This is a genomic window from Streptococcus infantis (assembly GCF_047463275.1).
Taxonomy (GTDB): Bacteria; Bacillota; Bacilli; order Lactobacillales; family Streptococcaceae; genus Streptococcus; species Streptococcus infantis_AF.
This window is the reverse complement of record NZ_JASHEE010000007.1, coordinates 1-25,424: the sequence shown is the minus strand read 5'-3', so window position 1 is coordinate 25,424 and position 25,424 is coordinate 1. Positions and strand designations below refer to the sequence as shown.

At 41.3% G+C, this 25,424-nt stretch carries 12 protein-coding genes and 3 pseudogenes; 13 read left to right on the top strand and 2 right to left on the bottom strand.

Features of this window, described 5'->3' with window-relative positions; all coding sequences use genetic code 11:
- Positions 1-127 precede the first annotated feature (127 nt).
- The 7 genes and pseudogenes from nt5e (at position 128) to QM923_RS09030 (ending at position 7,755) form a co-directional block, all read left to right on the top strand.
- A complete protein-coding gene (gene nt5e, locus QM923_RS09060; protein WP_414291617.1) occupies positions 128-2,182 on the top strand; it encodes a cell surface ecto-5'-nucleotidase Nt5e in 2,055 nt (684 codons plus the stop codon).
- Between the two features lie 138 nt (positions 2,183-2,320).
- Positions 2,321-2,761, top strand: coding sequence for a zinc-dependent transcriptional regulator AdcR (gene adcR / locus QM923_RS09055; protein WP_414291616.1), 441 nt, complete (start codon positions 2,321-2,323; stop codon positions 2,759-2,761).
- Entirely contained in the window at positions 2,761-3,465 is a 705-nt protein-coding gene (locus QM923_RS09050) for a metal ABC transporter ATP-binding protein (RefSeq protein ID WP_414291615.1), read from the top strand. The genes adcR and QM923_RS09050 overlap by 1 nt, the downstream gene beginning before the upstream one ends.
- On the top strand, positions 3,458-4,264 hold the full coding sequence (locus QM923_RS09045; RefSeq protein WP_414291614.1) for a metal ABC transporter permease: 807 nt from the start codon (positions 3,458-3,460) through the stop codon (positions 4,262-4,264). Before QM923_RS09050 ends, QM923_RS09045 begins: the two co-directional genes overlap by 8 nt.
- Before the next feature lie 9 nt (positions 4,265-4,273).
- Complete coding sequence (locus QM923_RS09040; RefSeq protein WP_414291613.1) at positions 4,274-5,776, top strand: zinc ABC transporter substrate-binding protein AdcA; 1,503 nt, start codon at positions 4,274-4,276, stop codon at positions 5,774-5,776.
- A gap of 130 nt (positions 5,777-5,906) precedes the next feature.
- Positions 5,907-6,761, top strand: coding sequence for a VOC family protein (locus QM923_RS09035; RefSeq protein ID WP_414291612.1), 855 nt, complete (start codon positions 5,907-5,909; stop codon positions 6,759-6,761).
- Between the two features lie 79 nt (positions 6,762-6,840).
- Positions 6,841-7,755, top strand: a pseudogene (locus tag QM923_RS09030) (IS3 family transposase).
- Between the two features lie 55 nt (positions 7,756-7,810).
- Here QM923_RS09030 and QM923_RS09025 read toward each other — a convergent pair.
- The gene (locus QM923_RS09025; protein WP_414291611.1) at positions 7,811-9,823 is read right to left on the bottom strand and encodes a DUF2079 domain-containing protein; all 2,013 of its coding nucleotides are present in this window, start codon (positions 9,821-9,823) and stop codon (positions 7,811-7,813) included.
- A 163-nt stretch (positions 9,824-9,986) separates the two neighbouring features.
- Here QM923_RS09025 and QM923_RS09020 point away from each other — a divergent pair.
- From QM923_RS09020 to QM923_RS09010, 3 genes and pseudogenes are all read left to right on the top strand, one after another.
- Positions 9,987-10,223: pseudogene (locus QM923_RS09020) on the top strand (transposase); the annotation flags it as partial.
- A pseudogene (locus tag QM923_RS09015) lies at positions 10,219-10,629 on the top strand (VOC family protein); the annotation flags it as partial. The pseudogenes QM923_RS09020 and QM923_RS09015, both read left to right, overlap by 5 nt.
- Positions 10,630-10,715: 86 nt before the next feature.
- Positions 10,716-10,973 (top strand): metal-sensitive transcriptional regulator, encoded by a 258-nt coding sequence (locus QM923_RS09010; protein ID WP_003002739.1) that lies wholly within the window; start codon positions 10,716-10,718, stop codon positions 10,971-10,973.
- A gap of 91 nt (positions 10,974-11,064) precedes the next feature.
- On the opposite strand, the gene QM923_RS09005 is transcribed toward QM923_RS09010, so the two are convergent.
- On the bottom strand, positions 11,065-11,370 hold the full coding sequence (locus tag QM923_RS09005) for a rhodanese-like domain-containing protein (protein ID WP_414291610.1): 306 nt from the start codon (positions 11,368-11,370) through the stop codon (positions 11,065-11,067).
- 575 nt (positions 11,371-11,945) lie between these two features.
- On the opposite strand from QM923_RS09005, the gene rpoB reads away from it, so the two are divergent.
- The 3 genes from rpoB to QM923_RS08990 all read left to right on the top strand — a co-directional run.
- Entirely contained in the window at positions 11,946-15,548 is a 3,603-nt protein-coding gene (rpoB, locus tag QM923_RS09000; protein WP_414291609.1) for a DNA-directed RNA polymerase subunit beta, read from the top strand.
- A gap of 32 nt (positions 15,549-15,580) precedes the next feature.
- Positions 15,581-19,243 (top strand): DNA-directed RNA polymerase subunit beta', encoded by a 3,663-nt coding sequence (rpoC, locus tag QM923_RS08995; RefSeq protein WP_414291608.1) that lies wholly within the window; start codon positions 15,581-15,583, stop codon positions 19,241-19,243.
- A gap of 258 nt (positions 19,244-19,501) precedes the next feature.
- Positions 19,502-25,424 (top strand): CshA/CshB family fibrillar adhesin-related protein (locus QM923_RS08990; protein ID WP_414291607.1); only part of this gene is annotated, 5,923 nt, incomplete at its 3' end.

The following is a 25,424-nucleotide window of genomic DNA, read 5'->3' as shown; positions in this document are numbered from 1 at the left end:
TGGGCTTTTTGTTCAGACTTTTTTATGAAATGTCGAATATTTTACCCTGAAAAAAGGCTAAAAGTTTCAAAATGATGATAAATAACGTATAATAGTTAAAGAACTATGAATAGAAAGAGGTTTCAAAATGAAGAAACAGTTCTTATTGCCCATCCTATCTACAGCTTTATTAGCTCCAGCCTTTTTAGCCAGTCAGGTCTATGCGGAGGAAAGTCCAACTCCACCTGAGACAACTAAAATAGTACCAGCTGCAACAACCCAAGCTGAGCCAGAAGCACCTACAACTGTCGAACCAGCGACACCCGTAACAAGTGAGGAAGTCTCTGAAGGAGCAGCAGTGACTCCTGTCAAAGAAGAACAAGATACTGTTATCTTGCATACCAATGACGTGCATGGCCGTATCGTAGAAGAAAAAGGAGTAATTGGAGATGCCAAGCTCGCGACAGTTATTGAAAAAGAGCGAGAAAAGAGTGATCAAACGACCCTAGTAGTAGATGCTGGTGATGCCTTCCAAGGTCTGCCAATTTCAAACTCTACAAAGGGTGAAGCTCGTGCCAAAATCCTAAATGAGATGGGTTATGATGCCATGGCGGTAGGAAATCATGAGTTTGACTTTGGACTTGACGAAGCTAAAAAATACAAAGAAATCTTGAACTTCCCACTGCTTAGCTCAAATACTTATGTTAATGGAGCTCGTCTATTTGAAGCAGCAACAATTGTTGATAAGAACAAGGATGTTGAAGGTGATGAGTTTGTTGTCATCGGTGTGACAACACCTGAAACAGCTACTAAGACTCACCCTAAAAATGTTAAAGGCGTAACCTTTACAGAACCTATTGCAGAGGTTAACAAGGTTATCGAAGAAATTCAAGCTAAAGCCTTGGCAGAAGGCAAAGACTACAAACATTATGTTGTTCTCGCTCACTTAGGAGTTGATACAACAACACCTGTAGAATGGCGTGGTTCAACACTTGCAGAAGCACTTTCAAAAAATCCTCTTTTGAAAGGTAAGCGTGTTACAGTGATTGACGGTCACTCTCATACAGTAGAATCAACTACTTACGGAGATAATGTGACTTACAACCAAACTGGAAGTTATCTCCATAACGTTGGTAAAATTACTTATAAATCACGTCAGCTTTTGGGCAATCCAACTCAGATTCCGGCTGCTGATGCTAAAAAATTGGAAGCTAATCCTAAAATTGAGAAACTTGTCAAGGACATCAAACAAAAGTATGACGCTGAAAATGCTGTAGAAGTTGTTTCAAACAGTCCAGTTGAATTGAACGGTGACCGTGAAAATGTCCGGGTTCGTGAAACTAATCTTGGAAATGTTGTAGCAGATTCTCTCTACCAGTATGGTCAAACAGGATTTAGTCATCCAACAGATATCGCTGTGACAAATGGTGGAGGATTGCGTGAAACTATTGCCAAAGGTAAACCAATCACAAAAGGAAATGTCATTGCAGTTTTACCGTTCGGAAATACCATCACACAAATCCAGGTGACAGGCCAACAAGTCCTTGACATGTTTGAAAAATCACTTGGTTCTATCTTGCAGGTTGATAAGGCAGGAAAAACCGTCTTGGATGAAAATGGTCAACCATTGTTAGAGCCAAGTGGAGGCTTCTTACAAGTTTCTGGTGTCAAGGTCTATTATGACACAAACCTACTTTCAGGTAAACGTGTCTTGGCTGTTCAAGTGAAGAATCGTGCAACTGGTCTTTATGAAAAACTAGATTTGGCGAAAATCTACTACCTAGCAACCAATGACTTCCTTGCAGCAGGTGGTGACGGTTATACCATGCTTGGTGGTGCTAGAGAAGAAGGTCCTTCAATGGATGCTGCCTTTGAAGACTATCTCAAAACAGCTGATTTGACTCAGTATGAAAAGGTAAATCCAAATTCACGCACGATTTCTGTGGACTCAAAAACATTTAAACTTCCTGAAGAAGGTAAAGAGCAAGATCCAGCTAAACCAATAGAAGACCAAGCAACAAAACCGACTCAACCTTCTACTGTAAAAGTTGATTATAAGGTTGCAGATAAGTTTGCTAAGAAAACAGTAGTCTCAGAGAAACTACTTCCAAATACAGGTAGTGAGCAATCTATTTTCATGATGCTACTTGGTGTGATTCTTGGAGCGACAGCCCTCTGGACTAGCCGTAAACAAGAAAAATAATTCTAAAGGATGAAAACATCTCAGGTGTTTTCATCTTTTTTCTTGATTCTTTTTTGGTTTATGATATAATTAACCAGTAAAGAATCCGTGGGAATCTATATTGTTTTAGGAAAAAGATAACTAGGAAAGGAGAAGTTCATGAGACAATTAGCAACAGAAATTGATCATTTTTTAAATGAAGTAATCCTGAAAGCTGAAAATCAGCATGAAATTTTGATCGGTCATTGCACCAGTAATGTGGCTTTGACCAATACCCAGGAGCATATTCTCATGCTTTTATCAGAGGAATCATTGACCAATTCTGAGTTGGCACGTCGCCTTAATGTCAGTCAAGCGGCTATTACCAAGGCTATTAAATCTTTGATTAAAGAGGGGATGCTAGAAACTTCTAAGGATCCAAAGGATGCTCGAGTGATCTTCTATCAATTGACAGACCTAGCTCGACCGATTGCTGAAGAGCACCATCATCATCATGAACACACCCTATCGACGTATGAGCGTGTTGTCACTCAGTTCACACCAAACGAACAAAAAATTATCCAGCGGTTTTTAACTGCTTTAGTAGGAGAAATCAAGTAATGAGATACATCACAGTAGAGGATTTGTCCTTCTATTATGACAAGGAACCTGTGCTTGAGCACATCAACTATAGTGTTGATAGTGGGGAGTTTGTCACACTGACAGGAGAAAATGGAGCAGCTAAGACAACGCTAATCAAGGCTAGTCTGGGTATTTTGCAACCAAGATTTGGCAAGGTTACCATTTCAAAGACCAATATTCATGGGAAAAAGCTAAGAATTGCCTATCTTCCTCAGCAGATTGCCAGTTTTAATGCAGGCTTTCCAAGTACTGTTTATGAGTTTGTCAAATCAGGTCGCTACCCAAGAAAAGGCTGGTTCCGTCGTCTGAATGCCCACGATGAAGAACACATCAAGGCTAGTTTAAACTCAGTTGGCATGTGGGAGCATCGGGATAAACGGATTGGTTCTCTCTCTGGTGGGCAAAAGCAAAGAGCTGTTATCGCACGTATGTTTGCTTCAGATCCAGATATCTTTATCTTGGATGAGCCGACAACAGGGATGGATGCTGGCACCAAAAATGAATTTTATGAACTCATGCACCATAGTGCCCACCATCATGGCAAGGCTGTTTTGATGATTACTCACGATCCTGAAGAAGTCAAGGATTACGCAGATCGTAATATCCACCTTGTTCGTGACCAAGATTCGCCATGGCGTTGTTTCAATGTCCATGAAAGTGACCAGGAGGTGGACCATGTTTAATCTATTTTCTTATGATTTTATGCAGCGGGCCTTTTTGGCTGTTATTGCCATGAGTCTCTTTTCACCAGTCCTTGGGACCTTCCTCATCTTGCGTCGTCAAAGTCTTATGAGTGATACTCTGAGTCACGTCTCGCTTTCAGGGGTTGCCTTTGGCTTGGTTTTAGGAATTTCTCCGACCATCTCAACCATTGTGATTGTCTTAATTGCAGCGGTTTTCCTCGAATACTTGCGTACGGTTTATAAAAGCTTTATGGAGATTGGGACAGCCATTCTCATGTCTACAGGACTTGCAGTTTCGCTTATTGTTATGAGTAAGGGTAAGAGCTCTAGTTCTATGAGCCTGGATCAATACCTTTTTGGTTCTATTGTGACTATTAGTCAAGAGCAGGTCATTGGTCTCTTTGTTATTGCAGCGGTTGTTTTAATCCTGACCTTCCTCTTTTTAAGACCCATGTATATTCTAACTTTTGACGAGGATACAGCTTTTGTCGATGGCCTTCCAGTGCGTACTATGTCTATTCTCTTTAACATGGTAACGGGTGTGGCTATTGCCCTCATGATCCCAGCTGCGGGAGCACTTTTGGTATCGACTATCATGGTCTTACCAGCAAGTATTGCTTTGCGTCTAGGTAAAAACTTTAGTTCTGTGATGATACTTGCTAGCGCCATTGGTTTTCTAGGCATGGTGGCAGGACTTTATATTTCCTACTATGCAGAGACACCACCGAGTGCAAGTATCACTCTTATCTTTGTAGTTGTCTTCTTGTTAGTCAGCTTACTCAAACGTTTTATCAAATAGGAGAAGTAAATGAAAAAACTAAGCCTACTTTTGGCAAGTCTTGTGACGGTATTCTTAGTCGCTTGCTCCAATCAAAAACAAGCAGACGGGAAATTAAATATCGTCACAACTTTCTATCCTGTCTACGAATTTACCAAGCAAGTAGCAGGCGACACAGCCAATGTTGAACTCTTAATCGGGGCTGGGACAGAACCACATGACTATGAACCATCGCCTAAGGCAGTCGCTAAAATTCAAGACGCTGATGCCTTTGTTTATGAAAATGAGAACATGGAAACATGGGTTCCTAAGCTATTAGATTCCCTAGATGCGAAAAAAGTAAAAACAATTAAGGCGACTGGAGATATGCTACTTCTTCCAGGAAGTGAAGAAGAGGAAGACCATGACCATGGTGAAGAAGGTCATCATCACGAGTATGACCCTCATGTATGGTTGTCTCCTGCGCGTGCAATCAAACTTGTAGAACATATACGTGATAGTCTTTCAGCTGACTATCCAGATAAGAAGGCGACTTTTGAACAAAATGCAGCAGCCTATATCGAAAAACTGCAAGCCTTGGATAAGGCCTATAGTGAAGGGCTTTCTAATGCTAAGCAAAAGAGTTTTGTGACTCAACACGCAGCCTTTCGTTATCTAGCCTTGGACTACGGACTCAATCAAGTCTCTATCTCAGGTCTTTCACCAGATGCGGAGCCTTCAGCAAGCCGTTTGGCAGAATTGACCGAGTACATCAAGAAAAATAAGATTTCTTATATCTACTTTGAAGAAAATGCTTCTCAAGCCCTAGCGAATACCCTCTCAAAAGAAACAGGAGTGAAGTTAGATGTTCTGAATCCTCTTGAAAGCTTGACCGAAGAGGACATGAAGGCTGGAGAAAACTATATCTCTGTCATGGAGAAAAACCTCAAGGCACTCAAGCAAACAACTGATCAGGCAGGAGCAGAGATTGAACCAGAAAAGGCAGAGGAAACTAAAACCGTTCAAAATGGCTACTTCGAGGATGCAGATGTTAAGGACCGTACCTTAAGTGATTATGCTGGCAACTGGCAGTCAGTTTATCCTTTCCTTGAGGATGGGACTCTTGACCAAGTATTTGACTACAAGGCTAAATTGACTGGTAAGATGACCAAGGATGAGTATAAGGCCTACTATCAAAAGGGTTACCAAACAGATGTGACCAAGATTAACATCACGGATAACACTATGGAATTCATCCAAGGTGGCCAAAGTAAGAAATATACTTACAAGTATGTCGGCAAGAAAATCTTGACTTATAAGAAAGGGAATCGTGGAGTACGCTTCCTCTTTGAAGCGACTGATGCAGACGCCGGACAATTCAAGTATGTTCAGTTTAGCGACCATAATATTGCTCCAGTCAAGGCAGAGCATTTCCATATCTTCTTTGGAGGCACTAGCCAAGAAGCCCTCTTTGAAGAGATGGACAACTGGCCAACCTACTATCCAGATGGCTTATCAGGTCAAGAGATTGCTCAAGAAATGTTGGCTCATTAAAGCGAAACAATCCTTCCTACATGGGGAGGATTGTTCTTGTTTTATCAGCGTTGAGCATCTAGATTGACATTGGTTAAGAAGGGAGTACAATAGATGTAATAAAAATAGTTACAACAAAGAGAGGTTTTCTATGGTTTACCAATATAATAGTCAGATTTATTTGGCTGAAGTAGCTTTAAATGTCAAGGATTTAGAAAGTCAGACAGCATTTTATCATCAGTTGATTGGGTTGGAGATTTTGAATCAATCGGAAAATCAAGTTCTTTTAGGTGTCGGAGGAAAACCGCTGGTGAAGCTTATCCAAACAGAAAATATAGGCAATTCTAAGCAGAGCTACGGTCTTTACCATATGGCCTTGATTTTACCGAGTCGAGAAGATTTGGCCAATATTTTTAAACACTTGGTCGATTTAAAGATACCGCTAGTGGGTGGAGCGGACCATGGTTATAGTGAGGCTATCTATTTGGAAGACTTAGAGGGCAACGGGATTGAACTCTACAGAGATAAACCTGTGACAGTCTGGGATATTCGTGAGGATGGACGAATTATTGGCGTGACAGAAGAACTGTCTGCACAAGCTATCTATGAACTAGGCAAAGAATTTGATCATTTTGTAATTGCAGAAGGCACTCGCATGGGCCATGTTCACCTATCTGTGAAGAATAGCCGAGAAGCGAGTGCATTCTACCAAGAGTCTCTTGGTCTTGAGGATAAATTCACGATTCCGAATGCCAGTTGGATAGCATCGGGGAATTACCATCATCATCTAGCAGTTAACGAATGGGGTGGCCGTTTGTTAGCGCGACGTGAGCAAGGAATGGTAGGTCTTGCCTACTATGTCGTTGAAGTTGAGGACAAAGAGGAGTTGTTAAAGGTATTTGCTCAGTCACAAAGCAATCAGGCGATAACACAGTGGACTTCTTCGGCAGAGTTCAGCATGACTGATAAAGACGGTATCGTTACAAGAGTTAGAGTAGGAAATTAGAATAGAGTGGTTCGGTCTAGGTTATGAACTGCACCCCAAAAGTTAGATTTTTTCTGTCTAACTTTTGGGGTGTTTTATTATGAAATTGAGTTATGAAGATAAAGTTCAAATCTATGAACTGAGAAAACAAGGACAAAACTTCAACCAGCTTTCAAATCAATTTGGGGTGAACGTTTCTGGTCTAAAGTACATGGTGAAATTAATTGACCGTTATGGAAGAAACATCGTCAAAAAGGGAAAGAACTGTTATTGTTCCCCTGAATTAAAACAAGAAATGATGAATAAAGTCTTACTTGAAGGGCGTTCACGTAGAAGTGTAAGCCTTGATTTTGGTCTCCCAAAGCAAGGAATACTTTCAAATTGGCTGGTGTAATATAGAAAAAAACTGAAGAGATGACAGAGTTAGAACGTCTTCAGGAAGAATTAGAATATTTGAGAGCGGAGAATGCTATTCTAAAAAAGTTGAGAGAACTCCGATTGAAGGAGGAAAAAGAGCAAGAAGAAAAATGGAAATTGTTCAAGGATTAATAACAGAATTTGCCATTCCAGCAAGCAGTCAAAAGCTCTATTTATCACCGGTTTTAGATGACTTTAATAGCGAAATTATCGCCTATAATCTTTCTACGTCACCGAATTTGATACAAGTGAAGACTATGTTAGACCAGGCTTTCGGTGAGAAACATTACGAGAATACCATTCTTCATAGTGATCAAGGATAGCAATATCAACACGATTTTTATCACAGGTTTTTAGAAAGTAAGGGATTCAACCATCCATGTCACGTAAAGGCAACAGCCCAGACAACGGCATAATGGAGTCCTTCTTTGGCATTCTTAAGTCTGAGATGTTTTAAGGTTATGAGAGGACCTTTCACTCACTTGAGCAATTGGAACAAGCTATTGTAGACTACATTGATTATTACAACAACAAGCGAATTAAGGTAAAACTAAAAGGACTCAGTCCTGTGCAATACAGAACTAAATCCTTTGTGTAAATTATTTGTCTACTTTTTGGGGTCAGTACAAAAAGTGGTTTGAACTGCTCTCTTTTTATTCAGGTTTTTCGAGAATGAAAAGTTCTTTTGTTGCGTACTTACTTTCCTTATATCCTAGTGTTTCATAACTGGCAATTACAGAATCATAGACATCGTTTTTCCCTTTTTGTTCTCGTGGAATTACAATATAATCAATTGATGGGTCAGCTTTTCGCTGGTTGTGGTAGAAAATATCGTAAAGGGCTTGATGTTTTCTCAGTGCAGGTGTATAGCCTCCTTCTGCAACGATTGAGGCATCTTCTGGCAGAATTTCTAGGCCATATCTAATTGCATCATATTTGTCCTTGTTTTGTTGGTAATAGGTAATATTAGAAGACCAAGCATGAGTGAAACGATGAAGAAAAGTACCAGAAAAAATAATACCCATAAAAATGACTGAAATCACCATTTTTTCTTTAATGAGTTTGTGTTCTTTCAGGTCTTCTAAAGCAAGCAAGGCCATTATGAAGAGTAAGGCTCCACTGCCATAACTATATTGAAAGCCGATATCGTATTGATAAGGCCAATCCGGCAATAAATTGATAACTACTAAAGGTATAGCTAAAAAATAAGTTGACCAGTTCCGTTGCAATAGTGGTAGGAAGCACATGGGAGCTAACATCAGGAATAAATAGCCTAGTTTTTTAGCCATAAACAAATGGCTGATAGCAAAACTTGGATGAAGAATTAAATTTTTAAATACGGTTAAAATTCCACTTTCATCTTTTAGTAAGAACGCATCGAATCGAGAGACCATCCCCCCTTCTCCAAATGCGCTTAGGAGATACATTGCTAAGGTAAAGTATAGAACTGGCAAAAGGAATTCAGTAATGATTAGCCATTTCTTAGTTTTGGTGGTAAGATTAAAACGTTTCTGGGTTAAGAAGAATATTCCTATGCTGAAGACATAGATAAAGGCATCTTCTTTGACTAAAAGTAGTAGGATAGTGGATATGAGAATCCCCCACTTCTTTTCATTTACTATGAAATAGAATACCCAAAATATCAAAGGGACCAAGAAACAATTTTCGTGCAGATGATAGCCTCCTGCTGTAGTTAATACAGGTAAAAGTACGAACCAAAGAATTGTCAAAATGTTTGCCAATTTCGATAGATTCAATTTGGAGAGAAGCAATCTTAGAGGAATTACTGCAGAGAATACAACCCAAATTTGTAGCACTTCTAAAGTTTCAACATGTGGGAAAAGCTTATAGAAAGGTAACATCAGATAGAAAATGGGTGAGATGTGAACTGCAAAGTGAGATAATACTCGATCGCGTTCGAGTGTTGTGATGGCTGTCAAGTCAGTACTCATCCGATGAAACATCTGTGAGAATAATCCAATATCAAAGGTGGAACCATCAAAGGTTTTTACCTTATAGACAAAAACAACTGAGAGATAGACTATATAGAGAGCAACTATAGAAAATACACCATAGGTTAGTAATTTTTTGTAGCGCTCTAAGTATTGCTTAAGCGGGGAGTTGTGAATTAAAAGAAGGGTAGCTCCCGAAAGCAAACCAGCAAAGATAACAGGCCAAATAATGATGTTAAATCGAGTGTCTGCCAGATTGAAAGCATGAAACTCAAGTGCAGTATCTTGGAAGTTTGAACTGGCCAATGTCAAGAGTCGAGGTGTTGTGAATAAAATAACGAGCAGATATGAAAAAGAAAGTTTTTCTTTTCTTAAAAAACTGCCTATATATAATACTAATGTCAATAATAGCAGACCTAGGGATAAGAAAAAGGACATGCTTTTATAAATGGAGACCAATAGTACGATATTTAATAACAAAATATTGACTTTGAAAATACTTAAAAAAGGAATTTTTTGAGTAAAGAGTATCAGAACAGACCCAGCGACAAAAAAGACCCCTAATGTTAAAATTGAAGCTGGAGTTAAGGCAAGAAATATATCATGTGGAGTTGACGTTAGTAATCCAACTAATATCATAAATAGATAAGCGCCTAAGATACAACGAAAGTAATCGTTTCGATTCTCTAATAGTTTGATCCAAAATTGTTTCATGTTATAAAAACCTCCGTCTAATATTTTATCATAAAAATTGAATTTTCTTTAAAAAGATAATTCAATTTTTAATAGCTTCTGGTAGTGTAAAATAAGTTGTGTAAATACAAAAAGGAATAAATCCGTTATAGTAGAGTTGCGAAACATTACTAAATTTATTCCTATGACTCAGTTTACTAAAGAACAACATAACTTCCTAGCGCAAAAGCAAGATATTGATGAATTTTTCCTTACTTCTCTTGAAACAGCTATGAATGGTCTGCTTCAAGCAGAATTGTCAGCCTTTTTAGGGGATGAGCCTTACGAAAAAGTAGGCTATAATTCTGGCAATAGTCGGAACGGAACCTATTCACAGAAATTTGAAACCAAATATGGGACTGTTCAGTTAACCATTCCAAGATATCTATGAACTAGGACGAGGCATAGAGCCTTTTGCAATTGCAAGTGGGACTCACATGGGGCATGTTCACCTATCTGTTAAGAATAGCCGAGAAGCGAGTGTGTTCTACCAAGAGTCTCTAGGTCTGGAGAATAAATTTACGATTCCACATGCTAGTTGGATCGCATCAGGGGCTTATCATCATCATTTGGCTGTCAATGAATGGGGTGGCAAAAACTTAGTTCGACGTAAGCATGGAATGGTGGGGCTAGCCTACTATGTGGTTGAAGTTGAGAATAAAGAGGAATTATTAAAAGTATTTGCTCAATCTCAAACTGGCAAGGCGATAACTCAGTGGATTTCTTCAGCAGAGTTCAGCATGACTGATAAAGACGGTATTGTTACGAGAGTCAGAGTGGAGAACTAGGAGGTTTTATCTTTAAGAGAAGTGATACTTTTGACAAAGGGCTTTATTAGAGATATAATGTAAAAAAATCATTTAAGGATAAATAGATGACAAAATCAAAGTACATTACACGCCTCAAACGCTCAGAAGGTCAATTGCGGGGTATCCAAAAAATGATGGAGGAAGAGCGGGATTGTGTCGATATCATCACCCAATTAACAGCAGTTCGTTCAAGCGTTGATCGTATTATTGAGTTGATGATAACCGAGAATTTAACAGCTTGTATTAATGAACCTTTAGGCGACCCTCAAGCGCAGAAGGAAAGATTGGAAAAGGCAGTTAAATACTTGATTAAACGGAAGTAACAGAATAAAGGCTTACTTGAAAAGTTGATAGAATAGTAAAAGAGCAGTTGGTTTTCTTTAGAGTAAACCAACTGCTCTTTTTGTATTTGATTTATTCTACATCACCGGGCCAGGCATTCATGCCACCTCGGACGTTGATAACATCATAGCCTTTTTTCTTGAGCTTTTTAGCAGCCATCTTGCTTCGAACACCAGAATGACAAATGACATAGAGTGTTTCTTTTGTCGTGGGCTTATAAGAACCGATTTCAGTTAGGGGGACATTTTTTGCGTTTTTGATATGGCCTCTACGGAATTCTGTAGGCGTTCGAACGTCCAGTAGCTGAATAGGTTCCTTTAGTTTAGCTTCTAATTCGCTAGTAGAAATACTATCAATTTTTGTAAATAAGTGAAACATAGGCACCTCCAAATATACCCTTATGGGGTATATTAAACCACTAAGTAAAGCTTTTGTCAAGCAAGTTGCATTGATTAGTGTTATCTCTTTTTTATTAAATTGTTTTATTCATTTTCAGTATACAAGATGCCAACTCACAATCTAAAGAGAGAAAGTTTTAGTTGGCCGGTAGGTTCATTAATAGAACCTGTCCTATTTACTTAACAACAACTATTTTCTTAGAAAACTACCTTTTCTGAAAACTGACAAACCTCAATACTAAGGCAAGAAAAAAAACAAGCAAAGTCCTTGAAAAATCAGAGAAAATCAAGTATAATATGAGTAATCATTTGTCGTAGGTTTTGTCTGAAATATTGTCCGGACAAGGCTCACAGCAGTTAAATCTCCTGAAAAAAGTCGGATTTAACTGCTCTTTTTGTGCTTTTTTTCGGTATTTTTTGCATCTGTAACAGAGATTTAAAGATTCTGAAAAATTAGTCAAGGGGGATAAGTTGATAGGGGTTTTAGAACCATTAAACGATAATTATTAGCTTAGGTGACTAAGCTTGGAACTTTATTTACAAAGGAGAATCATCTTGGCAGGACATGACGTTCAATACGGGAAACATCGTACCCGTCGTAGTTTTTCAAGAATCAAAGAAGTTCTTGACTTACCAAATTTGATTGAAATTCAAACTGATTCATTTAAAGATTTCCTAGACCATGGTCTGAAGGAAGTGTTTGAAGATGTATTGCCAATTTCAAACTTCACAGAAACAATGGAGTTGGAATTTGTTGGCTACGAAATCAAAGAACCTAAATATACGCTTGAAGAAGCTCGCATCCATGATGCTAGTTATTCAGCACCAATCTTTGTAACTTTCCGCTTGATTAACAAAGAAACTGGCGAAATCAAGACACAGGAAGTCTTCTTTGGTGACTTCCCAATCATGACTGAGATGGGTACCTTCATCATCAATGGTGGTGAACGTATTATCGTATCACAGTTGGTGCGTTCTCCAGGTGTTTACTTTAATGATAAAGTAGACAAAAACGGTAAAGTGGGCTACGGTTCAACTGTTATCCCTAACCGTGGAGCTTGGTTGGAACTTGAAAGTGACTCAAAAGACATCGCCTATACTCGTATCGACCGTACACGGAAAATTCCATTTACGACTTTGGTTCGTGCTCTTGGTTTCTCAGGCGATGACGAAATCTTTGATATCTTTGGGGACAGCGAGTTGGTTCGCAACACTCTTGAAAAAGATATCCATAAAAACCCAATGGACTCTCGTACAGACGAAGCTTTGAAAGAAATTTATGAGCGTCTTCGTCCAGGTGAACCAAAAACTGCTGAGAGTTCACGTACCTTGCTTGTGGCTCGTTTCTTCGACCCACGTCGTTATGACTTGGCAGCTGTTGGACGCTACAAGATTAACAAGAAATTAAATATTAAAACTCGTTTGCTCAACCAAACAATTGCTGAACCATTGGTGGACCCTGAAACTGGTGAAATCTTGGTTGAAAAAGGTACTGTAATGACTCGCGATGTCATCGAAAGTATCGAAAGTCACTTGGATGGCGATTTGAACAAGATTGTCTACACTCCAAACGACTCAGCTGTTTTGACAGAACCAGTTGTTCTTCAAAAATTCAAGGTTGTGGCTCCAACTGATCCAGACCGTGTTGTAACAATCATCGGAAATGCAAATCCAGATGATAAAGTTCGCACGATCACTCCGGCAGATATCCTTGCTGAAATGAGCTACTTCCTTAACTTGGCTGAAGGCATCGGTCGTATCGATGATATCGACCATCTCGGGAACCGTCGTATCCGCGCTGTTGGTGAATTGCTTGCCAACCAAGTACGTCTTGGACTTTCACGTATGGAACGTAATGTTCGTGAACGTATGTCTGTTCAAGATAACGAAGTATTGACACCTCAACAAATCATCAACATTCGTCCTGTAACAGCTGCAGTCAAAGAGTTCTTTGGTTCATCACAGTTGTCACAGTTCATGGACCAACACAACCCACTTTCTGAGTTGTCTCACAAACGTCGTTTGTCTGCCTTAGGGCCTGGTGGTTTGACACGTGACCGCGCTGGATATGAAGTGCGTGACGTGCACTACACTCACTATGGTCGTATGTGTCCAATCGAAACACCTGAAGGACCAAACATCGGTTTGATCAACAACTTGTCTTCTTACGGACACCTCAACAAGTATGGTTTCATTCAAACACCATACCGTAAGGTTGACCGTGCAACTGGAAAAGTAACCAACGAAATCGTCTGGTTGACGGCCGATGAAGAAGATGAGTACACAGTAGCTCAGGCTAACTCTAAATTGAACGCAGATGGAACTTTTGCTGAAAAAGTTGTCATGGGACGTCACCAAGGGGTTAACCAAGAATATCCAGCATCAAGCGTTGACTATATGGACGTTTCTCCTAAACAGGTAGTTGCCGTTGCGACAGCATGTATTCCTTTCTTGGAAAACGATGACTCCAACCGTGCCCTCATGGGAGCCAACATGCAACGTCAGGCTGTTCCGTTGATCGATCCTAAAGCGCCTTTCGTTGGTACTGGTATGGAATATCAAGCAGCCCATGATTCAGGAGCTGCAGTTATTGCACAACATGGTGGTAAGGTTACCTATGCGGATGCGGACAAAGTAGAAGTTCGCCGTGAAGATGGTTCTCTTGATGTTTACCACATCCAAAAATTCCGTCGTTCAAACTCAGGTACTGCTTATAACCAACGTACCCTTGTTCGAGTTGGCGATGTCATCGAAAAAGGTGACTTTATCGCTGATGGACCTTCTATGGAAAAAGGTGAAATGGCGCTTGGACAAAACCCAATCGTTGCCTACATGACATGGGAAGGTTACAACTTTGAGGATGCCGTTATCATGAGCGAACGCTTGGTGAAAGACGATGTTTACACATCTGTTCACCTCGAAGAATACGAATCAGAAACACGCGATACAAAGCTTGGGCCTGAAGAAATCACTCGTGAAATTCCAAACGTTGGTGAAGATGCCCTTAAAGACCTCGACGAAATGGGTATCATCCGTATCGGTGCTGAGGTTAAAGAAGGGGATATCCTTGTAGGTAAAGTAACACCTAAGGGTGAAAAAGACCTTTCTGCTGAAGAGCGTCTCTTGCACGCTATCTTCGGTGACAAATCTCGTGAAGTTCGTGACACTTCCCTTCGTGTACCACACGGTGCCGATGGTGTCGTTCGTGATGTTAAAATCTTTACACGTGCAAACGGTGATGAATTGCAATCTGGTGTCAACATGCTGGTTCGCGTATACATCGCACAAAAACGTAAGATCAAGGTCGGAGATAAGATGGCCGGACGTCACGGGAACAAAGGGGTTGTCTCTCGTATCGTTCCTGTAGAAGACATGCCTTACCTTCCAGACGGAACTCCAGTCGATATCATGTTGAACCCACTTGGGGTACCATCACGTATGAATATCGGTCAGGTTATGGAGCTTCACCTTGGTATGGCAGCTCGTACTCTTGGTATCCACATCGCAACACCAGTCTTTGACGGAGCAAGTTCTGAAGATCTTTGGGATACTGTCAAAGAAGCAGGTATGGATAGCGACGCTAAGACTATCCTATACGATGGTCGTACTGGTGAACCATTCGATAACCGTGTGTCAGTTGGTGTCATGTACATGATCAAACTTCACCATATGGTTGATGATAAATTGCACGCACGTTCAGTCGGACCATACTCAACCGTTACACAACAACCACTCGGAGGTAAAGCTCAGTTTGGTGGACAACGTTTCGGTGAGATGGAGGTTTGGGCGCTTGAAGCCTATGGTGCGTCAAATGTCCTTCAAGAAATCTTGACTTACAAGTCTGACGATATCAACGGACGTTTGAAAGCTTATGAAGCCATTACAAAAGGAAAACCAATTCCAAAACCAGGTGTTCCAGAATCATTCCGAGTTCTTGTAAAAGAATTGCAATCTCTTGGTCTTGACATGCGTGTCCTTGACGAAGACGATCAAGAAGTGGAACTTCGTGACCTTGATGAAGGAATGGACGAAGATGTCATCCACGTAGATGACCTTGAAAAAGCCCGCGAAAGAGCAGCTCAAGAGGCTAAAGCAGCCTTTGAAGCAGAAGAAAATGCAAAAGCGGAAACAACAGAAGAAACTGCTGAACAAGAATAAGCAGTTCACTTATAATAGAAAGGGAAGAAATAGTGGTTGATGTAAATCGTTTTAAAAGTATGCAAATCACACTAGCTTCTCCAAGCAAAGTCCGTTCATGGTCTTATGGAGAAGTCAAAAAACCTGAAACAATCAATTACCGTACGTTGAAACCAGAACGTGAAGGACTTTTTGACGAAGTGATCTTTGGTCCTACAAAAGACTGGGAATGTGCTTGTGGTAAATATAAACGCATTCGTTACAGAGGGATTGTTTGTGACCGTTGTGGTGTTGAAGTGACGCGTACAAAAGTTCGTCGTGAACGTATGGGACACATCGAGTTAAAAGCTCCTGTATCTCATATCTGGTATTTCAAGGGGATTCCAAGCCGTATGGGCTTGACCCTTGACATGAGTCCTCGTGCCCTCGAGGAAGTTATCTACTTTGCTGCTTATGTGGTGATTGATCCAAAAGATACACCACTTGAGCACAAGTCTATCATGACAGAGCGTGAATACCGTGAACGCTTGCGTGAATTTGGTCAGGGTTCATTCGTTGCCAAAATGGGTGCCGAAGCTATCCAAGACCTCTTGAAACAAGTAGATCTTGAAAAAGAAATTGCTGAACTCAAAGAAGAGTTGAAGACAGCTACTGGACAAAAACGTGTGAAAGCTATCCGTCGTTTGGATGTTTTGGATGCTTTCCACAAGTCTGGAAACAAGCCTGAATGGATGGTTCTTAACATCCTTCCAGTTATTCCACCAGATCTTCGTCCAATGTTGCAGTTGGATGGTGGCCGTTTTGCCTCATCTGACTTGAACGACCTTTACCGTCGTGTTATCAACCGTAACAACCGTTTGGCTCGTTTGCTTGAGTTGAACGCACCAGGTATCATCGTTCAAAATGAGAAGCGTATGCTTCAAGAAGCGGTTGACGCTTTGATTGACAATGGCCGTCGTGGTCGTCCAATTACAGGACCAGGTAGCCGTCCGCTTAAATCATTGAGCCACATGCTCAAAGGGAAACAAGGACGCTTCCGTCAAAACTTGCTCGGTAAACGTGTTGACTTCTCAGGACGTTCTGTTATTGCCGTTGGTCCAACTCTTAAGATGTACCAATGTGGTGTGCCACGTGAAATGGCAATCGAGCTCTTTAAACCATTTGTCATGCGTGAAATCGTTGCGCGCGATATCGTTCAAAACGTTAAAGCGGCTAAACGCTTGGTAGAACGTGGAGATGAACGTATCTGGGATATCCTCGAAGAAGTGATCAAAGAACACCCAGTACTTTTGAACCGCGCACCTACCCTTCACCGTTTGGGTATCCAAGCCTTTGAACCTGTCTTGATTGACGGTAAAGCCCTTCGCTTGCACCCTCTTGTCTGTGAAGCCTACAATGCCGACTTTGACGGGGACCAAATGGCCATCCACGTACCGCTTTCAGAAGAAGCCCAAGCAGAAGCTCGTATCTTGATGCTTGCTGCTGAGCATATCTTGAACCCTAAAGATGGTAAACCAGTTGTTACTCCATCTCAGGACATGGTTTTGGGTAACTACTACTTGACTATGGAAGAAGCTGGTCGTGAAGGCGAAGGTATGGTCTTCAAGGACCGTGACGAAGCTGTCATGGCTTACCGTAATGGTTATGTTCACCTCCACTCACGTGTTGGTATCGCAACAGATAGCTTGAACAAACCATGGACAGAAGAGCAAAAACACAAAATCTTGCTTACAACTGTTGGTAAAATCCTCTTCAACGATATCATGCCAGAAGGACTACCTTACTTGCAAGAGCCAACTAACGCTAACTTGACAGAAGGTGTTCCGGCTAAGTACTTCTTGCCATTAGGTGGAAATATCAAGGAAGCTATCGATGGACTTGAACTCAACCCACCATTCAAGAAGAAAAACCTTGGAAATATCATCGCTGAAATCTTCAAACGTTTCCGTACGACAGAAACATCTGCCCTACTTGACCGTATGAAGAACCTCGGTTACCACCATTCAACTCTTGCAGGTTTGACAGTGGGTATCGCCGATATTCCAGTTGTTGAAGACAAGGCTGAAATCATCGAAGAATCACACAAACGTGTAGAACAAATCACAAAACAATTCCGTCGTGGTATGATCACAGATGACGAACGCTACAATGCTGTTACAGCTGAATGGCGTGCTGCCCGTGAAAAACTCGAGAAACGTTTGGTTGCCAACCAAGATCCTAAGAACCCTATCGTTATGATGATGGACTCTGGAGCCCGTGGTAATATCTCAAACTTCTCACAGCTTGCCGGTATGCGTGGTCTGATGGCTGCTCCGAACGGACGTATCATGGAATTGCCTATCCTTTCAAACTTCCGCGAAGGTTTGTCAGTACTCGAAATGTTCTTCTCAACTCACGGTGCCCGTAAAGGGATGACCGATACGGCCCTTAAGACAGCTGACTCAGGTTACTTGACTCGTCGTTTGGTTGACGTTGCCCAAGACGTTATCATTCGTGAGGATGACTGTGGAACTGACCGTGGACTCTTGATCCGTTCTATTACTGAAGGTAAAGAGATGATTGAGTCTCTAGAAGAACGTCTCAATGGTCGTTACACTAAGAAAACTGTTAAACACCCAGAAACTGGTGCAGTTATCATCGGTCCAAATGAATTGATCACAGAAGACAAAGCTCGTGAAATTGTTAATGCCGGTGTTGAAGAAGTAACCATCCGCTCAGTATTTACATGTAATACTCGTCATGGTGTCTGCCGTCACTGTTATGGTATCAACTTGGCGACTGGTGATGCGGTTGAAGTTGGTGAAGCAGTTGGTACAATCGCTGCCCAATCTATCGGGGAACCTGGTACACAGCTTACAATGCGTACCTTCCACACGGGTGGGGTTGCCTCAAATACCGATATCACTCAGGGTCTTCCTCGTGTCCAAGAAATCTTTGAAGCCCGCAATCCTAAAGGGGAAGCAGTTATCACAGAAGTCAAAGGGGAAGTTACAGCAATTGAAGAAGATGCTTCAACTCGTACTAAGAAAGTCTTCGTTAAAGGTGAAACTGGCGAAGGCGAATACGTGGTACCATTCACAGCACGTATGCGTGTCCAAGTTGGCGATCAAATTTCTCGTGGTGCAGCTCTTACAGAAGGTTCTATCCAACCAAAACGTCTCCTTGCTGTACGTGATGTCTTGTCAGTTGAAACTTACCTCCTCGGTGAAGTACAAAAAGTTTACCGTAGCCAAGGGGTAGAAATCGGAGACAAACACATCGAGGTAATGGTTCGTCAAATGATCCGTAAAGTCCGTGTCATGGATCCAGGTGATACAGACCTTCTCATGGGTACTCTCATGGACATCAATGACTTTACAGATGCCAACAAAGATGTTCTTATCGCAGGTGGTGTTCCAGCAACTGGTCGCCCAGTCCTTATGGGAATTACCAAAGCCTCACTTGAAACAAATAGTTTCTTGTCAGCTGCTTCCTTCCAGGAAACAACTCGTGTCCTTACAGACGCGGCCATCCGTGGTAAGAAAGACCATCTCCTTGGTCTCAAGGAAAATGTTATTATCGGTAAAATCATCCCAGCTGGTACTGGTATGGCTCGCTACCGTAACCTTGAACCACAAGCAGTCAATGAAGAGTCACTCCTTGCAGATTCACAAGAAGAAGCTCCAGTTGATACGACTGTAGAAGAAGTCGTTGAAACTGTTGAAGTAAGCGAATAAAATAATGCTTAAACAAAAAGAGGGTCTTCCCTCTTTTTTTGTATTAAATATATAGAAAAGGTATATTGATTTTTATATGATTTACAAAATAATTTGAGCTATAAAAGTAGAAAAAATTTTTTCCAAAAAATTGAGCAAAATGCTTGGTATTCAAGGACTGGCATGATAAAATATAACAGCGGGTAGTTTACGAAAAATAATGAATAGTAAATACATATTTATTCTAAACTAAGTTAAATTTTATGCAACTTGGAGGTAATGTTAGTGAAAAATGATTTGTTTAATGACCGTATTAGTCGATTTTCGATTCGTAAGCTTCATGTAGGAGTTTGCTCGGTCTTACTCGGAACGTTAGTCATGCTTGGAACAGCTACAGGTGTTGGAGCTGATGAAGTAACAGAAGAAAAACAAGCTGATGGAGTTGTAGCTACAACAGATGTTGACAAAGCAGAAGCTCCTCTAACTACAGAAGCAGCACCTGCTAAAGAAGTAACGTATCAAGCAGAAGCAGCGCCTGCAGTTTCTACTGAAGTAAAACCTGAGCTTAATAGCGACAAATTGGCAACTTACGTTGCTGAAATTGAAGCAAACTTAGCAAATGGTAAATACAGCAGCAAGACAGACGAGAGTGTTGAAATTCTTAAAGTAGCTCTTGCTAATGCTAAAAATGCACTTACTTCTGCTACAAGTCAAGCTGAGTTGGATGCAGCTTATCAATCACTTGTAACAACTGTCAATGCTAAACTTAAAAACAAAGAAAAAGTTGTAGCTGAAGAAAAAGTAGCAACTGCTGATAAGACAGAAGCAACAACTGGAAAACCTGCAGAAAACACAAAACCAGCTGAAGGTACAAACTCAATTGCGAATACTGGGGGAAACGACCCTCGTAATGGTAAAGAGATTGATAAGAATACTGCCTTCCGTGCAGATACTGCAACAGCTACTGGAATTGGTGCAGACGTTGAAGACGCAACTTCAACTCCAAAAGTTGAAAAACCAGGATTTACAACAGATATAAAAGCAGCGGATTTGGCGAGTCAAATCTCATGGTTGGACTTTGGGGATAAGACTAACTGGACAGGTACAACGACAACTTCAGATGGCAAACTTGCACTCCAAGTTGGTGCTACCTATACTAAGGAAATAATGCCAGGCTATGTAGTTACCATCAAGGTTAAGTCTTTGAAACCATTCCAAGCAACTGAACTCTATAAAAAACGTCTTGAAGAGCGAGGAGCAACAGAAGCAGAAAAAGCAACCTATGATCCAAATGCAAAAAATGGATATATCAACTCTATTAATGATGCAACAACAAAAGCTGCTTTTAATAATAAAGAAGAAGCAAAAGTAATTGCGGATCCACAACATAATAGATGGACTGAAATCCGTAAAGAAGGGATCGACACTGGTACTAAACAAACTACGATTTCTTCAGAATTCAACGGTGGAAATATCGGTGTTCAGTTTGAAATTTCTGCGACCTTCCGCGGGAAAGCGGTCAAACCTGCTATTGTCATGGCGGATGGTGAGTCAGCTAACCCAGGTGAGTTAGTACTCTTCACTACAAACGGTTCAGGTTGGCAACATGTTGGGGAATGGTTTAAAAATAATAACCGAAATACGAAAAACTATGTTCCTCAAGATACAAATAACTTATTCGATCCTACAAAACCTAATAACGTTGTAAATATTGATGGAGTTAACATTAATGGACTTAACTTAAACCTTTTACGTAGAGCAACTGGTGTGGGTGAAGAAGGTAAAACTGTAGCATGGAAATACTATGGAAGCGCAGACTTGAAGACAGGTGGTTTAGGAACAGGCGTATTTGGTCCTAACGTTTCTGCAAGCACGATTGCCGTACCTATGGTAATGACACGTGGCGCTTCTGAAATTGGATTATATATCGCATCTTCAGGTAAACAATCAGCAATGCTTGGTTTCTTCCCACTTGATGAAGGAGATGCTCCTGAATCATACGGCAAGGCAGTTCATTCAATTGCAACTGTGGATGGGATTACCGGTAAGAAAGTAAACCAACCTTATCTCGGCCACTTGAGTCCTGATATGGATGAAAACAATACCCTTGATTGGACTGGTGACGATAAAGCGACAACGGCTGATGAAGGCATCGACCAATTGCTTCCAAATGATCTTAAAGGGAAAACCAATGAGATGATCAAGATGGACCGGACACGTCCAGGTAATTACACCATTTCAGTGGAAGCTCATACGGATGGAGCAGCAAAAGCTAACATCTATGGTTGGATAGATTTCAACCAAAACGGAACCTTCGATGAAGATGAACGGTCTGATTTAACAACCATTACTCAAGATGGAACGGCTACGTTAAGATTTACAAAGAGTAAAACCTATATTGATCCTAGTGTCAATGAATTAGGGGTTCGTGTTCGTATCGCTAAGGATGCTGCTCAAATTGAGAGCCCAACAGGTATGGCCTTCTCAGGGGAAGTAGAAGACTTCAAGACTCAAATTACCCACCCACCAAAAGGAGAATTCAAAGAAACAACTGGTCTTCAAGGAGCGAAGCAAACCGCTACTGTAGCCTTTACCGCTCGTGGTTTACAAGGATATAGCTTAACTGAGCCAGCAAAAATTGATGAAACAGTAGCACCATACATTGTCGATGCAAATGGGAACAAGGCTACTTTGGATGCGGAAGGTTACTATGTCGTGCCAGGTCAAGGTAAATACAAAGTTACTGGTAATGGTAAAGATGTAGATGTGGAATTCATCCCAGAAGATCACTTCCTTGGAACAGCTGACGGTATCTCTATCCGTCGTACGGACAGCAATGGCTACGATACTGGTTGGTCAACAAAATTCCCAGCTGATGAAGCCAACGTTGATACAGTATTAAACACAATGGATGGTCTTTACATCCCAACTGTTACACCAACGGAAATTGAAGGGGTAGATAAGACTTCAACAGATGTCCAAGGTGCGACTCAAACTGGTACTCCAACCTTTAACACAACTACAACTAATGCTAATGGCGAAAAGATCTCTGTCACTCCAAGCTTGGAATACCCTGCTAAATTGGTGGACCCAGCGACTGGTCAAGTAACCAATGCAACCTCTGTAACAGTAGCAGGCGAAGGGACATACTCAATCAATGACGCTACAGGAGAAGTTACCTTTGTTCCAGAACCAGGATTTACTGGTACTGCAAGAGGTGTTACTGTATCATTGACTGCACCTGTCGGAAGAGATAAAGATGGAACAGTTCGTGATGAATACCTCAAGACTGCTACGGCTAAGTACACTCCAACTGTAACTCCAATTACGGTGACTCCTACAAACAAGGTTTCTGAGGATGTTCAAAATGTTCCTCAAACACAAACACCAACCTTTGATTTGAGTAACGATAAGACTGCGAAAATCACAAGTAAGAAATTGGTGGATCCCGCAACTGGTCAACCAACTGATGAAACAACAGTGACAGTAGCAGGTGAAGGTAGCTATACTATCGACCCAACGACTGGAGCAGTAACATTTACGCCAGAAAAAGACTTTGTCGGTACTGCAAAAGGAGTAACTGTTCAGGCAACGGCTACTATTACAAATGCTAGTGGTAAGACTGCAACCATTACTTCAGATGCGACCTACACACCAACGGTTGTGCCAGCAGTTCCAACTGCAAGCCCTGCAACTTCAAAAGATATCCAAGGTGCGACTCAAACCGGTACACCAACCTTTGCAGGAACAACTGTTCAAGTAAATGGTGAAGATAAAGCTATTACCATTAAAGATAATAGCTACACATTGCTAGATAAAGATGGTAACGAAGTTTCAACGACACCAGCTTATGCTGAAGATGGAACAACACCAATTGGTACATTCACAGTTGATAAAGCAACAGGTGTTGTAACCTTCACACCAACTGATAAGTCTTACACAGGTAAAGTAACTCCTGTTAAGGTTCAAGCTGAAAGCTCAAACGGAATCAAGGTTGATACAACTTACACACCTGAGATTGTTCCAGTAACACCAACTGCGACACCAGCAGAAACAACAGACATCCAAGGCGCGACTCAAAAAGGTAAGCCTGAATTCAAGGGTGGAACTGTAACGGTTGATGGAGTAGAAAAAACTGTTCCAATCAACGAAGCTGTTCCAGCAACATTTGACGATGGAACAACAACTAAGACAGTAGAAGGTGTTGGTACATACACAGTAGCAGCAGACGGTACTGTTACATTTGTCCCAGAAAAATCATTTGTTGGTAAGGCTCCTGCTGTAACAGTTGTTCGTGAAGATAAGAACGGAACAAAAGCTTCAGCAACCTACACACCAACTGTTACACCAGTAACACCAACTGCAACACCAGTTGAAACTACAGATATCCAAGGTGCTACACAAACTGGTAAACCTGTATTTACTGAAGGCGATAGCCGTGTGCCAATGAACGATGATATTCCAGCGACATTTGACGATGGTTCAACAACGAAGACAGTAGAAGGTGTTGGTAAATTTACGGTTGCAGCAGATGGAACAGTAACATTTGTCCCAGAAAAATCATTCGTCGGAACTGCACCAGCTGTAACAGTTGTCCGCGAAGATAAGAACGGAACAAAAGCTTCAGCAACCTACACACCAACAGTAACCCCAGTAACACCAACAGCAACACCAGTTGAAACTACAGATATCCAAGGCGCTACACAAACTGGTAAACCTGTATTTACTGAAGGCGATAGCCGTGTGCCAATGAACGATGATATTCCAGCGACATTTGACGATGGCTCAACAACTAAGACTGTAGAAGGTGTTGGTAAATTTACGGTTGCAGCAGATGGAACAGTAACATTTGTCCCAGAAAAATCATTCGTCGGAACTGCACCAGCTGTAACAGTTGTCCGCGAAGATAAGAACGGAACAAAAGCTTCAGCAACCTACACACCAACAGTAACCCCAGTAACACCAACAGCTGAAGATGCTACTTCAACTGATAAACAGGGTCAAACACAATCAGGTAAACCAACATTCACACCAGGTAACTCAAACGTACCAATGGATGATGATACACCAGCAACCTTCGAAGATGGTTCAACAACTAAGGTAATTCCAGGTGAAGGAACCTACACAGTAGCAGCAGACGGAACAGTTACATTCGTACCAGAAAAATCATTCACAGGCACAGGAACAGGCGTGACTGTTAAACGTGTCGATAAGAACGGTACACCAGTTACTGCTAAATACACACCAACAGTAACCCCAGTAACACCAACAGCAACTCCTGCTGAATCAGTAGCACCTCAAGGAGTGGTTCAAACTGGTACTGTTACATTCACAGAAGGTGACCCAGTTGCACCAATCGACAAGGATACGATTACTCTTCTTGACGAAAATGGTCAACCAGCAGCTTCAGTAGTTGCTAAGTCACCAGACGGTAAGGTTATCGGTACATTCACAGTTGATAAAGCAACAGGCCTTGTAACCTTCACACCAACTGACAAGTCATACTCAGGTGATGTCGTTGCCGTTAAGGTTCAAGCTAAGGATGCCAACGGTACACCGGCTGAAACAACATACACACCTAAGATTACTCCAGTTGTTCCAACTGCAGAGGATGTAACTTCAACAGATAAACAAGGTCAAACCCAAACAGGTAAACCTAAGTTTACAGAAGGTGATCCAGTAGTTCCAATGGATGATGATGTTCCAGCAACATTCGAAGATGGTTCAACAACTAAGACTATCCCAGGTGAAGGAACATACACAGTAGCACCAGACGGAACAGTTACATTCGTACCAGAAAAATCATTCACAGGCACAGGAACAGGCGTGACTGTTAAACGTGTAGATAAGAACGGCACCCCAGTAACAGCTAAGTACACACCAACAGTAACTCCAGTAACACCAACAGCAACTCCTGCTGAATCAGTAGCACCTCAAGGAGTGGTTCAAACTGGTACTGTTACATTCACAGAAGGTGACCCAGTTGCACCAATCGACAAGGATACGATTACTCTTCTTGACGAAAATGGTCAACCAGCAGCTTCAGTAGTTGCTAAGTCACCAGACGGTAAGGTTATCGGTACATTCACAGTTGATAAAGCAACAGGCCTTGTAACCTTCACACCAACTGACAAGTCATACTCAGGTGATGTCGTTGCCGTTAAGGTTCAAGCTAAGGATGCCAACGGTACACCGGCTGAAA

Coding starts and splice junctions, on each gene's coding strand:
- adcR (WP_414291616.1), top strand. CDS start 2,321: ATGAGACAATTAGCAACAGAAATTGATCATTTTTTAAATGAAGTAATC.
- QM923_RS09010 (WP_003002739.1), top strand. CDS start 10,716: ATGACAAAATCAAAGTACATTACACGCCTCAAACGCTCAGAAGGTCAA.
- QM923_RS09040 (WP_414291613.1), top strand. CDS start 4,274: ATGAAAAAACTAAGCCTACTTTTGGCAAGTCTTGTGACGGTATTCTTA.
- QM923_RS09035 (WP_414291612.1), top strand. CDS start 5,907: ATGGTTTACCAATATAATAGTCAGATTTATTTGGCTGAAGTAGCTTTA.
- QM923_RS09025 (WP_414291611.1), bottom strand. CDS start 9,823: ATGAAACAATTTTGGATCAAACTATTAGAGAATCGAAACGATTACTTT.
- nt5e (WP_414291617.1), top strand. CDS start 128: ATGAAGAAACAGTTCTTATTGCCCATCCTATCTACAGCTTTATTAGCT.
- QM923_RS09005 (WP_414291610.1), bottom strand. CDS start 11,370: ATGTTTCACTTATTTACAAAAATTGATAGTATTTCTACTAGCGAATTA.
- QM923_RS09050 (WP_414291615.1), top strand. CDS start 2,761: ATGAGATACATCACAGTAGAGGATTTGTCCTTCTATTATGACAAGGAA.
- QM923_RS09045 (WP_414291614.1), top strand. CDS start 3,458: ATGTTTAATCTATTTTCTTATGATTTTATGCAGCGGGCCTTTTTGGCT.